The organism is Klenkia brasiliensis, from assembly GCF_900100695.1.
Classification (GTDB): Bacteria; Actinomycetota; Actinomycetes; order Mycobacteriales; family Geodermatophilaceae; genus Klenkia; species Klenkia brasiliensis.
This window is the reverse complement of sequence record NZ_FNCF01000004.1, coordinates 286,912-300,934: the sequence shown is the minus strand read 5'-3', so window position 1 is coordinate 300,934 and position 14,023 is coordinate 286,912. Positions and strand designations below refer to the sequence as shown.

Annotated in this window: 13 protein-coding genes; 7 read left to right on the top strand and 6 right to left on the bottom strand. The window is 75.3% G+C overall.

The window, feature by feature from the left end:
• Nucleotides 1-19: 19 nt before the first annotated feature.
• Genes BLT39_RS13305 through BLT39_RS13295 form a run of 3 tightly spaced genes read right to left on the bottom strand, consistent with a single transcriptional unit; the run spans nt 20 to nt 3,115 of the window.
• Complete coding sequence (locus BLT39_RS13305; protein ID WP_091063923.1) at nt 20-739, bottom strand: PIG-L deacetylase family protein; 720 nt, start codon at nt 737-739, stop codon at nt 20-22.
• A 22-nt stretch (nt 740-761) separates the two neighbouring features.
• On the bottom strand, nt 762-1,475 hold the full coding sequence (locus BLT39_RS13300) for an alpha/beta fold hydrolase (protein ID WP_423221489.1): 714 nt from the start codon (nt 1,473-1,475) through the stop codon (nt 762-764).
• 17 nt (nt 1,476-1,492) lie between these two features.
• On the bottom strand, nt 1,493-3,115 hold the full coding sequence (locus BLT39_RS13295; protein ID WP_091063917.1) for an MFS transporter: 1,623 nt from the start codon (nt 3,113-3,115) through the stop codon (nt 1,493-1,495).
• A gap of 159 nt (nt 3,116-3,274) precedes the next feature.
• Here BLT39_RS13295 and BLT39_RS13290 point away from each other — a divergent pair, with 159 nt between their 5' ends.
• Genes BLT39_RS13290 through BLT39_RS13280 form a run of 3 tightly spaced genes read left to right on the top strand, consistent with a single transcriptional unit; the run spans nt 3,275 to nt 7,452 of the window.
• Nucleotides 3,275-5,395, top strand: a complete 2,121-nt coding sequence (locus BLT39_RS13290; protein WP_091063915.1) for a PKD domain-containing protein — start codon at nt 3,275-3,277, stop codon at nt 5,393-5,395.
• Between the two features lie 54 nt (nt 5,396-5,449).
• Nucleotides 5,450-6,205 carry a sulfite exporter TauE/SafE family protein gene (locus tag BLT39_RS13285; protein ID WP_091063912.1) on the top strand — a complete coding sequence of 252 codons (756 nt, stop codon included), beginning with the start codon at nt 5,450-5,452 and terminating at the stop codon, nt 6,203-6,205.
• Entirely contained in the window at nt 6,202-7,452 is a 1,251-nt protein-coding gene (locus BLT39_RS13280; RefSeq protein WP_091063910.1) for an SLC13 family permease, read from the top strand. Before BLT39_RS13285 ends, BLT39_RS13280 begins: the two co-directional genes overlap by 4 nt.
• Nucleotides 7,453-7,470: 18 nt before the next feature.
• On the opposite strand, the gene nadA is transcribed toward BLT39_RS13280, so the two are convergent.
• Nucleotides 7,471-8,493 carry a quinolinate synthase NadA gene (nadA, locus tag BLT39_RS13275; RefSeq protein WP_242658381.1) on the bottom strand — a complete coding sequence of 341 codons (1,023 nt, stop codon included), beginning with the start codon at nt 8,491-8,493 and terminating at the stop codon, nt 7,471-7,473.
• A 94-nt stretch (nt 8,494-8,587) separates the two neighbouring features.
• On the opposite strand from nadA, the gene BLT39_RS13270 reads away from it, so the two are divergent.
• From BLT39_RS13270 to BLT39_RS13255, 4 genes are all read left to right on the top strand, one after another.
• The gene (locus BLT39_RS13270; protein WP_207507948.1) at nt 8,588-9,454 is read left to right on the top strand and encodes an ABC transporter substrate-binding protein; all 867 of its coding nucleotides are present in this window, start codon (nt 8,588-8,590) and stop codon (nt 9,452-9,454) included.
• Nucleotides 9,455-9,560: 106 nt separating this feature from the next.
• The gene (locus BLT39_RS13265) at nt 9,561-10,313 is read left to right on the top strand and encodes an amino acid ABC transporter permease (RefSeq protein ID WP_207507946.1); all 753 of its coding nucleotides are present in this window, start codon (nt 9,561-9,563) and stop codon (nt 10,311-10,313) included.
• Nucleotides 10,310-11,056, top strand: coding sequence for an amino acid ABC transporter ATP-binding protein (locus BLT39_RS13260; protein ID WP_091063897.1), 747 nt, complete (start codon nt 10,310-10,312; stop codon nt 11,054-11,056). Before BLT39_RS13265 ends, BLT39_RS13260 begins: the two co-directional genes overlap by 4 nt.
• A gap of 198 nt (nt 11,057-11,254) precedes the next feature.
• Nucleotides 11,255-12,124 carry a hypothetical protein gene (locus BLT39_RS13255; RefSeq protein ID WP_242658380.1) on the top strand — a complete coding sequence of 290 codons (870 nt, stop codon included), beginning with the start codon at nt 11,255-11,257 and terminating at the stop codon, nt 12,122-12,124.
• Between the two features lie 53 nt (nt 12,125-12,177).
• On the opposite strand, the gene BLT39_RS13250 is transcribed toward BLT39_RS13255, so the two are convergent.
• Together BLT39_RS13250 and BLT39_RS13245 are read right to left on the bottom strand one after the other, a co-directional pair.
• The gene (locus BLT39_RS13250; protein WP_091063894.1) at nt 12,178-13,266 is read right to left on the bottom strand and encodes a bifunctional RNase H/acid phosphatase; all 1,089 of its coding nucleotides are present in this window, start codon (nt 13,264-13,266) and stop codon (nt 12,178-12,180) included.
• On the bottom strand, nt 13,263-14,003 hold the full coding sequence (locus tag BLT39_RS13245) for a zinc ribbon domain-containing protein (protein WP_091063891.1): 741 nt from the start codon (nt 14,001-14,003) through the stop codon (nt 13,263-13,265). Before BLT39_RS13245 ends, BLT39_RS13250 begins: the two co-directional genes overlap by 4 nt.
• Between the last annotated feature and the right edge of the window lie 20 nt (nt 14,004-14,023).

Below are 14,023 nucleotides of genomic sequence, written 5' to 3'. Positions count from 1 at the left end.
CCGAGGCGGCTGAGGCGGCTCAGCCCCAGAACAGCCGGAAGCCGACCCGCCGTGCGCCGTCCTCGGTGAGCGTGGCCTGGTCGACCACCCGGCGGGCCTGCTCCTCGACGGGCGTGCCGGGGTCGAGCACCTCGAGGTAGCGGCGGTGCTCGGTCAGCGACGCCACCGCTGCCTCGACGCCGTCGGCGACGTCGACGGCGTGCGGTGGCTCGCCGATCGTCTGCACCGCCACGTACTGCGTGCCCGACCAGGGCTCACCCGGCAGGTCGGGGAAGATCCACTCGTTGGCGGCGTCGGCGACGGCGTCGAGCACCGACCGGGACAGCGCCCGGTGGTCGGCGGAGTTCCACGCGGCCGGGGTGACGTCGGGCGTCGTCCAGGTGTCCCCGCCGTGCAGCGTGACCACGAGGTCCGGTCGGTGCCGGCGGATCGCCGCCGCCAGGTCCGCGCGCAGGCCGGGGCCCTCGACCAGCGTGCCGTCGCGGTGGTCGAGGAACTCGACCTCGGCGACGCCGACGACGGCGGCCGAGCGCCGCTCCTCCTCCTCGCGCAGCGGACCGGCCTCGGCGGGTGGCACCCCGGCGATGCCGGCCTCACCCCGGGTGGCCAGCAGGTAGCGCACCTCCTTGCCGGCCGCGGTCCACACCGCCACCGCGGCCGCGACGCCGTACTCGACGTCGTCGGGGTGCGCGGCGACGACGAGCGCTCGGGACCAGTCGGTGGGGAACGGGGCCGGCATGCGGCCGAGTCTGGACCGGGGCTCAGCCGGCCGCGACGCGGAGCAGCTGCTCCGCCAGCGCCGCCGGGTCGCTGACCATCGGGTCGTGGCCGGTGGCCAGCTGCACGACCTCCCACCCCTGCTGCCCGCGCACCCGGGCGCGCGAGGGGTCGATGCTGGCCAGGGGCGGGTCGGTGCAGTCCAGGTACGTGCGCCGGCGGGCCGCCCACCGGTCGGCGTCGAAGTGCAGCGGGTCGTCGTAGACCCCGCCGGGGTGTGCGGTCTGCCGCCGGTCGACCCAGGCCGCGTCGGCGCCGGTGAGGCCGAACGCCGACGCCGGCGGCGGGGGCAGCGCCCCGGTCGCGGCGATCAGCTCCCGGCGGGAGGCCTGCACCTCGGGCGGGCTGAGGGAGGACCAGCACTCCCCCGGGGCGGGGACGACGGCGTCGACGTAGACCAGCGGACCCACCGCGTCGCCGAGCAGGTCGGCCGCGCCGGTGACCGGGACGCCGCCGTAGCTGTGCCCTACCAGCACGGCGCCGGAGCACTCCTCGGCGCGGACGACGGCGACGACGTCCTCGACGTGGGTGGCCAGGCGCACCTGCGAGCCGAGCAGGTGGGCCTTCTCCCCCACGCCGGTCAGCGAGACGGTCACCGCCCGCGCCCCGCCGGCCGCCAGCAGGGGCAGCACCCGGCGCCAGCACCAGGCACCGTGCCAGGCACCGTGGACCAGGACGACGTCGCGCACGGCCGCCATCCTGCCCCGCGCCGGCCTCAGCGGACCGGTTCGGCGTCCTCGGTGCGCAGGTGGTCCGGGGTCCGCGGCGCCGCGTGGCGGCCGCCGTCGTGCTCGCCCGGCGCCTCGTGCCGACCGCGCCGCTCCCCCTCGGCGGGCTCGGCCTGCTCCGCGGGCGGGCCGTCGGTCTGCGGCACGGGGCCGCGGACCAGCAGCACGACCAGCAGCGCGCCGACCAGCCCGGCGGCCCCCGACACCAGCAGGACGTCGCGCAGCCCGTCGGCGTAGGCGGCCGACAGCAGCTGGGTGAGGGCCCCGCGGGACTCGGCCGGCGCCTGGCCGATGATCGCCTGCGCCTGCCCGCCCGAGAGCGCCGCCTCGGTGCCGGCCGGGTCCGGCGCGCCGCCGTCGGTCAGTGCGCGGGTGGTCCCGGCGGCGAACACCGACCCGAGGACGGCGACGCCGACGGCGAACCCGAGCTGGCGGAAGGTGTTGACCGCACCCGACGCCATCCCGCTGCGCTCGCGGGGCACCGAGGCCAGCGCCGCGGAGGTGACCACCGGGTTGCAGATGCCGACCCCGAGGCCGAGCACGGCCAGGCCCGGCACGAGGATGCCCCAGCTGGCGCCGCCGTCGACCCGTGCCATGAGCAGTCCGCCGGCGCCGACCAGGGCGAGGCCCACGCCCAGCACGACGCGCGGCGAGCGGTCGGTGAGGGTCTTCCCGACCACGGCGGCGGTCACGAAGCTGACCAGCGACAAGGGGATGAAGACCAGACCGGCCTGCAGCGGGCTCAGGCCGAGGATGGACTGCAGCCACAGCGACAGGTAGATGCTGCTGGCGAAGGCGGCCAGGTTGAGCAGCAGCGAGCCGAGCATGATCCCGGTGAACCGGCTGGTGCGGAACAGCCGGAGGTCCAGCATCGGGGCCCGGCGGCGCAGCTCCAGCAGCACCCAGCCGACGAGGACGACGACGCCGGCCGCGATGGGGGCCCACGAACCGACCTCCGACCAGCCGTTGGCCGCGGCCTCGACCAGGCCGTAGACGACGGCGCCCGCGCCGAGGGTGAACGTGGCGATGCCGGGGACGTCGGGGTGCGGGGCGCCGGACTGCTTGGACTCCTCCACCACCTTGAGGGTCAGCAGGACCGCGAACAGGCTGACCGGCAGGTTGACCAGGAAGATCCACCGCCAGGACACCCCGGTGAGCAGGCCGCCCAGGATGGGGCCCGCCGCGGCGGCCGCGCCGACCACGGCACCCCAGATGCCGAAGGCGGTGCCGCGGTCGCGGCCCCGGTAGATCGCGTTGAGCAGCGCGATGGTGGTGCTGAACATGGCCGCCGCGCCGATGCCCTGCACGGCGCGGGCCACGATGAGCAGCTCGGCGTTCGGCGCCAGCCCGCAGGCCAGCGAGCTGAGCGCGAACAGGACCAGCCCGGCGAGGTAGAGCCGCCGGCGGCCGTAGAGGTCGGCCAGCGACCCGGCGCCCAGCACCAGCGCGGCCAGCGCCAGGGCGTAGATGTCGACCACCCACTGGAGCTGGTCGAACGACGTCCCCAGCGACGTGGCGATGTCGGGGAGCGCGACGTTCACGATCGTCACGTCGATGAGCAGCATGAACGTGCCGGCACAGACCGCGACCAGCGGCCACCACTTGCGCATGGCGCTCCCCATGCCCGACCGGTGCGGCGGTCAACCACATCTCCGCCTGTGGACCTGCGGAAGCGCCGCTGGGTCGGCAGTGGTGTGCGTCACCCCCTTCCGCGCCGGTGCCCGCCGGGTCTAGCGTGCCGCCACCCGCGCCACCGGAGGAGGTCCTCGATGCCTTCCACCACCCGCACCCGCGGCGCCTGGCCGCTCGTCGCCGTCGTCGCCGTCGTCCTCGCCGGCCTGCTGGCCGTCCCGGCGCCGGCGTCGGCCGCCGACCGCCAGGTGCTGGCCGCCGACGCCTTCGGGCGCACCGTCACCGCCGGTCTCGGCACCGCCGACCAGGGCGGGGCGTGGAGCACCTCCGGGGCGGCCGGCTCCTACGCCGTGGGCGGGGGTCGCGCGGCGCTCAGCCCGGCCCCGGGGCAGACCCTGACCGCGGTCCTGCCGTCGGTCTCCGCCACGGACACCGGGGCGACCGCCACCCTGGTGCTGCCGCGGCTGCCGGCACCCGGGACCTCGGTCTACCCCGGGCTCGTCGGCCGCCGGGTGGGCAGCACGACCTACCAGGGCCGCCTGGTCATCGGCTCGACGGGGTCGGTCATGGTGCAGCTCATGGCGGGCAGCGCCACCCTGGCCACCGCCCGGCTGCCGTGGACCGTCGCCCCCGACGTCCCGCTGCAGCTGCGGGTCGAGGTGACCGGCACCGGCCCCACCGCGCTGCGCGCCCGCACCTGGCCCGCCGCGTCGGCCGAGCCCACCGCGTGGCAGGTGACCGCGACGGACTCCTCGAGCGCGCTGCAGGCGCCCGGTCCCCCCGGTCTCGTCCACTACCTCAGCAGCGCGGCCACCGGGACGCTGCCGGTCGGCTTCGACGACCTCGTGGTGACCACCACCGCGACCGCGCCGCCGCCCAACGCGCCCCCCACCGCGGCCTTCACCGCCGCCACGGACGGGCTCACGGTGACCGCCGACGCCGGCCCGTCCACCGACGCCGACGGCACCGTGGTGGCGTGGAGCTGGGACCTCGGGGACGGCACGACCTCGGCCGGGCCGACGACCACCCGGACCTACGCCGCCGCGGGCACCTACCGCGTGCAGCTCACGGTGACCGACGACGACGGGGCCACCGCGTCCACCACGCGGGACGTCACGGTGACCGCGCCACCACCACCCCCGCCGCCGTCGGCCACGACCGCGGCCGACTCGTTCGGCCGGTCGGTGCCCGCCGGCTGGGGCACCGCCGACCAGGGCGGCGCGTGGAGCGTGTCCAGCAGCACCGGCACCGCCGTCGACGGCGCACGCGGCCGGCTCACCAGCACCCCCGGGCGCACCCTCACCGCGACGCTGGGCGCGGTCTCGGGCACCGACACCGACGCCGTCCTCACCCTGTCGGTGTCGCAGCTGCCGTCGTCGGGGTCGTCCTACACGAGCCTGCTCGTGCGGCAGGGCTCCGCCGGCGGGTACGCCGGCCGGGTCGTGGTCGCCTCCTCGGGCGTCGCGACCCTCTACCTCAACAGCGGGTCGACCGTGCTGACCTGGGCCCGCCTGCCCTGGTCGGTGGCCGCGGGCGACCAGGTCCGGCTGCGGGTCCAGGCCACCGGCACCGGGCCGAGCACCGTGCGGGCGCGCGCCTGGCCCGCCGCCGTCGCCGAACCCGCCGCCTGGACCCTCACGGCCACCGACGGAACGGCGGGGCTGCAGGGCCCGGGAGCGGTCGCGGTGAGCCACTACCTCAGCGGTGGCGCCGCGGCGGCGGTCACCGTGTCGGTCGACGACCTCGCGGTGTCCGGGACGACGACCAGCGCCCCTCCCCCGGACCCCGCGCCGGCCCGGCCGACCCAGGCGCAGTGGCTGGCCGACGTCGAGCAGGCGATGGCCGGAGGGCTCGACTTCCTGGACACCCAGGTCGGGGTGGCCGCCCGGCCGGCGATCGTGCTGGACGTCGACAACACCGCGCTGCAGAGCTACTACCAGCCCTTCGCCGCCACCCCCGCCGTCCTGCAGTTCGCGCAGCGGGCCCGTGCCGACGGGTTCGCGGTCTTCGTGGTGACCGGCCGGGCACCCGACACCGGCGGGACAGCCGACCAGCTGGCCCGGGCCGGGTACGTCGTCGACGGCATCTGCTTCCGCGACGCGGCCGTCACCGGTCAGACGTCGAAGGAGAACTGCCGCGCAGCCCGCGCCGCGGAGGGCTTCACCGTCGTGGCCAACGTCGGGAACCGGGACCAGGACCTGACCGGGGCCAACTCCGGGCGGACCTTCAAGCTGCCCGACTACGGGTTCCTGGACTGACCCGGGGCGCGTCCGGGAGGTGCGGCACAGCGGCGGACCGTAGTCTCCCGGCTCGTGCCCGTCGCCGACCTCCTGATCGCGGCCGGGGTCGCCCTCGTCGCCGGGGCGATCAACTCGATCGCCGGGGGCGGGTCGCTGATCCTGTTCCCCACCCTCGTGGCCCTCGGGCTGCCGACCGTCGCGGCGAACGTGACCAACTCGGTCGCGCAGTGGCCGGGCTACCTGGGCGCGGTGGTCGGCTTCCGCGACCACTACCGCGGCCAGCGCACCCGGCTGGTCGCGCTGTCGCTGGTCGCGGTCGTGGGCGGGACGGCGGGCAGCATCCTGCTGCTCACCACGCCGAGCTCGGCCTTCGACACCGTCGTCCCCGTGCTGGTGCTGCTGGCCAGCCTGCTCATCGGGCTGCAACCGCTGCTCACCAAGAGGCTGCAGGCCAACGAGACCGACGGCGAGCGCCGCGACCCGCTCTGGCTCTACGTCGTCGTGCTGCTGGCCTGCGTGTACGGCGGCTACTTCGGCGGGGCGCTGGGCGTGATCCTCACCGCCGTCCTCGCCCTCGGGCTGGGCCGGCTGAAGCTGGCGAACGCGATCAAGAGCCTGCTCGCGCTGGTCACCGCCAGCACGACCGTCGTCGTCTTCGGCATCTTCGGGCCGGTCGACTGGCTGCTGGTCGCGGTCTGCGCCCCGGCCGCGCTGGCCGGCGGCTTCCTGGGGGCGAAGCTGGCCAGCCGCATCCCGAGCACCCCGCTGCGGGTGTTCATCGTGGTCTTCGGCATCGCGGTCGCCGTCTACCTCTTCCTGCGCGCATGACCGTCGACGTCCTCGCCCTGGTCGTCGCCGGGGTGCTGCTGCTGGGCGCGCTCGCCGCCGCCGTGGTCGACGCCCCGAAGCTGCCCGGCGCCGCTGTCGCCGTCCCCGGCGGGCTGCTCGTCGCCGCCCTGGGCTTCGTGACCTGGTCGCAGGCCTGGGACACGGTGCTCGAGGTCGCGCCCACCGTCGGCTTCCTCGTGGTCATCCTGCTGCTGAGCGACCTCGCCGACCGCGAGGGCCTGTTCAGCTGGTCGGCCGCGGTCACCGCCCGCCGCGCCGGCCGCTCGCCGCAGGGCCTGCTGGTCCGGGTCGTCGCGCTGTCGGCCGTGGTCACCGCGGTGCTGTCGCTGGACGCCACCGTCGTCCTGCTGACCCCGGTGGTGCTGGCCACCGCGGCCCGGATGCGGGTGCCGGCCCGGCCGCACGCCTACGCCGCGGGCCACCTGTCGAACTCGGCGTCGCTGCTCATGCCGGTGTCGAACCTGACCAACCTGCTGGCCTTCGCCGCCACCGGGCTCACCTTCCTGCACTTCACCGCGCTGATGGCCGCGCCCTGGGTGGTCGCGGTGCTGGTGGAGTACCTGGTGCTGCGCCGGCTGTTCCGCGCCGACCTGCGGGTGCAGGTCGGCGAGCCGGTCCGCGACGTGCCGCCGCCGCCGGTGCTGGCGCTGGTCGTCGTGGGGCTCACCGTCGTGGGGTTCGGCGTGGCGTCGCTGACCGACGTCGCGCCCGTCTGGCCCGCACTGGCCGGGGTGCTGGTGCTCGCCGGCAAGCAGCTGGCCCGGCGCACCACCCGGCCGGTCGAGCTGCTGCGCGCGGCCAACCTGCCCTTCGCGCTGTTCGTGTTCGGGCTGGCCGTGGTGGTGCTGGCCCTGCAGGTCAACGGCCTGGAGCGGCTGCTCACCGCCGTCCTGCCGGCGGGCGACGACCTGCTGGCCCTGCTCGGCGTGGCCGCCGTCGCCGCGGTGGTGGCCAACCTGCTCAACAACCTCCCGGCCACCCTGGCCCTGCTCCCGGCGGCCGCGGCGGGCGGGACCCCGACGCTGCTCGCGGTGCTCATCGGGGTGAACGTCGGGCCCAACCTGACCTACGTGGGATCGCTGGCCAACCTGCTGTGGCGGCGGGTGTTCGCCGCCACCGGTGAGCCCTCGCCGAGCGCGGCCCGGTTCAGCCTGGTCGGCCTGGCCACGGTGCCGCTGACCCTGGTGCTGGCCACCGTCGCGCTCTGGGCGGCCCTGCAGGTCTGACCGCCCGGGACCCCCGCGTCACTCCCCGCCGCGGCCGGGCTCGCCGATGGCGATCATGGCCTCGACGGCGCGGCGGGCCCGCGCGGCGACGTCGCCCGGGACCTCGATCGCGCCCTGGCCGGTCTGCAGGGTCCGCAGCAGCTTCTCCGGCGTGATCATCTTCATGTAGCGGCAGGCGGCGCGGTCGTTCATCGGGATGAACTGCGTGCCGGAGTTCAGCGCCCGCAGCTGGTGCAGGATGCCGACCTCGGTGGCCACCAGCACCTGCCCGGCACGGGTGGCGGCGGCGGCCTCGGCCATGCCACCGGTGGACAGCACCCGGGTGCGCTCGGCGGGCAGGTCGCCGTTGCTGACCAGGTCCAGCACCGAGGTGGTGCAGCCGCACTCCGGGTGCACCAGGATCTCGGCGTCGGGGTGCGCGGCGATCTGCGACCGGACGTCGGACGGCGAGATGCCCGCGTGCACGTGGCACTCCCCCGCCCAGATCCGGATGTTCTCCCGGCCGGTGACCCGCTTGACGTGCGCGCCGAGGAACTGGTCGGGGCAGAACAGGATCTCGCGGTCCTCGGGGATCGACCGGACGACGTCGGCGGCGTTGGAGGACGTGCAGCAGACGTCGGTCTCGGCCTTCACCGCCGCGGTGGTGTTGACGTAGCTGACCACCACCGCGCCGGGGTGCTCGGCCTTCCACTCGCGCAGCTGCTCGGCGGTGATCGAGTCGGCCAGCGAGCAGCCGGCGTCGTGGTCGGGCAGCAGGACGGTCTTGTCCGGGGAGAGGATCTTCGCCGTCTCGGCCATGAAGTGGACGCCGCAGAACACGATCTCGCGGGCGTCGGTCTGCGCGGCCACCCGGGACAGGTAGAGGGAGTCGCCGGTGTGGTGGGCGACGTCCTGGATCTCGGGCACCTGGTAGTTGTGCGCCAGGACGACCGCGCCGCGCTCGTCGGCGAGCCGGCGGACCTCGGCGGCCCACTCCTCGTACTGCGCGGGGGTCAGGGTGCGCTCGTCGCCGGTCACGGCCGGGGCTGCTGCAGCGGTCACGGTGACGATGATCCCCCGTCGCCGTGACTCCGCTGTGACCAGGCTGCCCTTACGATCCCCCGGCCCCCATCCGGCGCGAACCCAAGGACCCACCGTGCGCCGTCGTCCCCTCGCCCTCGCCGTGCTCGCCACCGCCGCCCTCGCGGTGTCCGCGTGCGCCCCGCAGGAGTCCTCGACCGGCTCGGCCGCGTCCGGCTCGTCCGGCGGCGGGTCCTGCACGCCCGAGGACCTGCCCACCGTCGCCTCGGACACGCTGACCATCGCCACCGACACCCCGGCCTACGAGCCCTGGTTCGTCGACGACGACCCCACCAACGGCGAGGGCTACGAGTCCGCCGTGGCCTACGCGGTGGCCGAGCAGCTGGGCTACGACCGCGACCAGGTGGAGTGGACGTCGGTCCAGTTCAACGCCGCCATCACCCCGGGCGACAAGGACTTCGACGTCGACATCAACCAGTTCACCATCACCGACGAGCGCCGCCAGGCCGTCGACTTCTCCTCGCCGTACTACACCGCCACCCAGGCCGTGATCACCACCGCGGGCTCGCCGGCCGCGGGCGCGACCTCGATCGCCGACCTCAAGGGCCTGCGGATCGGCGCCCAGGTGGCCACCACCAGCCTGACCGCGCTCACCGACCAGATCGCCCCCGACGCCGGCCCGGTCGTGTTCAACACCAACGACGACGCCAAGCTGGCGCTGCAGAACGGCCAGGTCGACGCCATCGTGGTCGACCTGCCCACCGCCTTCTACATCACCGGCGCCGAGCTGGACGACGGCGTCGTCGTGGGCCAGCTCGAGGGCTCGACCGGCGGCGACGAGTACGGCCTGCTGCTGGCCAAGGACTCCCCGCTGACCGACTGCGTGACCCAGGCCGTCGACGCGCTGGACTCCGACGGCACCCTGGCCGCACTGCAGGAGCAGTGGCTGTCCGAGGCCGCCGACGCGCCCGTCCTGAACTGAGCCCGACCTGACGCTGCCCGCGCCGAGCGCGCTGGAGCTGGACCGGCGGGCCCACCGGGCCCGCCGGTCGCGGCGGTCGACCCTCGTCGCGCTCGTCTCGACGCTGGTGTTCGCCGTCGTCGCCTACCTCGTCGTCACCAGCTCCCCCGGCTGGCCGCGGGTGCAGACGACGTTCTTCTCCCTGGAGGTCGCGCGCGACTCCTTCCCGTCGATCCTGCGCGGGCTCTGGTTGAACGTGCAGGTGCTGCTGATCGCCGCGGTGTGCGTCGTCGTCCTGGGGTTGGGCATCGCGGCGCTGCGCACGCTGCGCGGGCCGGCGTTCGCCCCGCTGCGCTTCCTGGCGACGGCCTACGTCGACCTGTTCCGGGGCATGCCGCTGATCATCACCCTGTACCTGGTCGGGTTCGGGTTGCCGGCCCTGCGGCTGCAGGGCATCCCCACGTCCTACTTCGTGCTGGGCACGGTGGCCATCGTGCTCACCTACTCGGCCTACGTCGCCGAGGTGTTCCGCGCCGGCATCGAGTCGGTGCACCCCTCGCAGCGGGCCGCCGCCCGGTCGCTGGGGCTCACCCACCGGCAGATGATGCGGATCGTGGTGCTGCCGCAGGCGGTGCGGAACGTGACGCCGGCGCTGCTCAACGACTTCGTCGCCCTGCAGAAGGACGTCGGCCTGATCTCGGTGCTCGGGGCGATCGACGCCGTCCGGGCCGCACAGATCTACGTGGGGCAGACCTTCAACTTCACCCCCTACGTCGTGGCCGGGCTGCTGTTCGTGCTGCTGGCCGTGCCCACGGCCCGGATCGCCGACGCGGTCAGCGCGCGGGCCCGCCGGCGCCAGCAGAGCGGGAGCACCCTGTGAGCGCCGTCCTCGACGTCCGCGGCGTGGTCAAGGCGTTCGGCGAGAACGTGGTGCTGCGCGGGGTGGACCTCGCCGTCGACGAGCACCGCGTGGTCGCGCTGATCGGCGGCTCGGGGTCGGGCAAGTCGACGCTGCTGCGGTGCGCCTCGCTGCTGGAGGTCGTCGACGACGGCCAGGTGCTGCTCGACGGCGAGGACATCACCGACCCCCGGGTGGACGCCGACGCCGTCCGCCGTCGGCTGGGCGTGGTCTTCCAGGCCTACAACCTGTTCCCGCACCTGTCCGTGCTGGACAACGTGACGCTGGCGCCGGTGCGGGTGCACGGCCGGTCGCGGTCGGAGGCGCGCGAGGAGGCGCTCGGGCTGCTGGAGCGGATCGGGCTGGCCGACAAGTCCGGCGAGTACCCCGACCGGCTCTCCGGCGGCCAGCAGCAGCGCGTCGCCATCGCCCGGGCCCTCGCCGTCCGTCCCCGGGTGCTGCTGCTGGACGAGATCACCTCGGCCCTGGACCCCGAGCTGGTGGGCGAGGTGCTGCGGCTGGTCCGCGAGGTCGCCGAGCAGGGCATGACCATCGTGATGGCCACCCACGAGATGGGCTTCGCCAAGCAGGTCGCCGACACCGTCTGCTTCCTGGACAGGGGCGTCGTCCTGGAGTCCGGCCCGCCCGACCAGGTCCTCGGCGACCCGGTGGAGGCCAGGACGCGCCAGTTCCTCAGCCGCATCATCGACGCCGGCCGCCTGTAGGCCCCTCCCCCCCGTTGATCATCGTCGGGTGGCTGGCGGCCGCCGCGTGTCGGCCGGCCACCTGCCGATGATCAACTGCGGGGGTTGCCGCAGCACACCCGCGCGGTCCCTGCTGGCCGCCGTCCACACCGGGCACCTGCGTCCACCGTTCCCCCTGCTGCGCACGAGGTCGCCCCCTGCCGCGGGACCGTCCGCAGCATGCAGCTGCCGCCGACCTTCACCCTCGCCACCGCCCGCGCCGCGGGTCTGAGCCGGTCGGTGCTGCGTGGTGGCGGCTACGTGCGCATCAGCCACGACCTCGTCGTCCGGCTGGACGACGCGATCGACGCCCGCGAGCGGCTGGGGGTGCTGGTCTCCGTGCTGCCGGCGGACGCCGCCTACAGCCACACGACCGCGGCCCACCTCCTGGGCGCGCACCTCGACCTCCCGGCCCGCGCGCACGTCGCGCTGACCCCGCGCCGGGTGCTGCCGCAGCGGGCCGACCTCGTCGTGCACGCCCGCCGCCTCGACCCCACGGACGTCGTCGACCTGGCCGGCCTGCGCGTGACCTCGGGTGCGCAGACGTTCCTGGACCTGTCCGCCGTGCTGCCCCCGGCCGAGCTGGTCGCCGTCGGCGATGCCCTGCTGCGTGCCGGCCACCTGACCGCCGACGAGCTGGCTGCGCGCCTGGCCCGCGCCGGGCGGGTGCGGGGCGTGGTCCGCGCACGCTGCTGCGCACCCGTGCTGACGGAGCAGGCGATGTCCCGGCCGGAGAGCCTGATGCGGTACTGGCTCGTCGACAGCCACCTGCCCGACCCCGAGGTGCAGGTGCCTGCCCACGACCGGTTCGGCGCCGTGGTGGCGCGAAGCGACCTCGGCCACCGCAGGTGGCGGTTGCGGATGGAGTACGAGGGCCGACAGCACGCCGACGAGGCCCAGTTCGGCCGCGACGTCGACCGCTACTCGCTCATGGCGGCAGCCGGCGACCTCGTGCTCCGGTTCGCCGCCCGCCACCTCACGGCCAGGACCGTGGTGTCCCGCACCGAGCAGGCCCTGCGGAGCCAGGGCTGGCGCCCCGACCCGCGGTGATCATCGGCAGCTGGCTGGCCGACACGCCGCGACCGGCAGCCACCCGCCGATGATCAACGCAGGTGGGAGGTGTCGTTGACCAGGCGGACGCTGCTGGAGCCGTCGGTGCTCCACGACACCTCGCTCAGGCTCGCGGCCTCCAGGAAGACGCGGTGCACGATCTCGTCCCCCACGCCCAGGCCGGCGGCCAGCATCAGCTTGATCGGCGTCACGTGGGTGACCAGCAGGACCGTCTTCCCGGCGTGCCGCTCCAGGATGCGGGCCCGGGCCGCGGCCACCCGCGCCGAGACGTCGGCGATCGACTCGCCACCCGGGGGCCGGAGGTCGAGCGCGCTGCGCCAGCGCCGGAACGCCAGCGGGTTGGCCGCCAGCGCCTCGGCGCCGGTCATGCCCTCCCAGGCGCCGAAGTCCAGCTCGCGCAGGTCGCGGTCGACCTCGATGGACATGTCCAGCACCTCGGCGACCGCTCCGGCGGTCTGCCGGCACCGCTTGAGCGGCGAGGACACGATCGCCTCGATGCCCCGGCCGGCCAGCGCCCGCGCGGCGGCCTCGGCGTCGGCCCGGCCCAGGTCGGAGAGGTCCAGGTCGCTGCTGCCGCTGAACCGGCGTTCGGGGGTGTGCGCGGTGCGGCCGTGGCGCAGCAGCAGCGTGCGGGTGGTGACGACGGGCGCGGGCTCCGCCGGCGGGGCCGCCTCCACCTCGACCGGCGCGGGCCCGGCGTCGCGGTGCACGGGCTTGCCGTCCATCGCCGAGTTGGCCAGCGCGTCGGCGGCGGAGTTCTGCGCCCGCGGGATCCAGGTGTAGCGCACCCGGCCGAGCTGCTGGGCGATCTCCCGCGCCTGGACGGCGAGCTTGCGCATGTCCGGGTGCTTGATCTGCCAGCGGCCCGACATCTGCTCCACGACCAGCTTGGAGTCCATCCGGACCTCGACCTCGGCGTCCGGGTCGATGCCCAGCGCGGCCTGCAGCCCGGCGACGAGGCCGCCGTACTCGGCGACGTTGTTCGTCGCCCGGCCCACCGACGCCGCCCGCTCGGCCAGCAGGTCGCCGGTGTCGGCGTCCCGGACCAGCGCGCCGTAGCCGGCCGGGCCGGGGTTGCCCCGTGACCCGCCGTCGGCCTCCACGACGAGGCGCCGGGTCACAGCCCGGACTCGGCGGTGCGGACCAGGATGCGGTTGCAGTTCTCGCAGCGGATGACGGTGTGCGGGTCGGCGTTGCGGGCCGCGGCCAGCTCGGTGCCGTACAGCTCGATCCGGCAGCCCTCGCAGCGCCGGGCGTGCAGCGCCGCGGCACCTGTGCCACCGGTCTGCTTCGCGATCCGCTCGTAGAGGGCCAGCAGCGGCTCGGGCACCGTGCCGGCGACCTCGGTGCGCTGGGCGCCGTGGGTCTGCTCGCCCTCGGCGATCTCGGCCAGGGCGGCGTCGCGGGCCTGCTCGGCGGTGGCCTGGTCGGCGCGGGCGGCGTCCAGCCCGGACTGCGCGGTGGCCAGCACCTCGTCGGCGGCCTCGCGGCGCTCCATCAGCTCGAGCACCTGGTCCTCCAGGTCGCCCTGCCGGCGGGCCAGGGAGGCCAGCTCCTGCTGCAGGCTGGTCATCTCCTTGGGCGTCGCCGTCCCGGAGTCCAGCCGCTGCCGGTCGCGGTCGGCGCGGGCCCGGACACCGTCGACGTCGGTCTCGAGCCGCTTCTGCTCGCGGTCGAGGTCGCGGACCTCGGTCTCGGCCCGGACGACGTCCGCGGTCAGCGTCCGCTGCGCCTCCTCGGCCGCGGTGACGGCGGCGTTCTCGGGGAGGGTCCGCCGGCGGTGGGCGAGCTGCGCGAGCGCGACGTCCTCCGCGGCCAGGGCCAGCAGCTTCTGCTGGTCGAAGTGGTCTGCCTGCACCCGGCCAACCTACCCGCGCG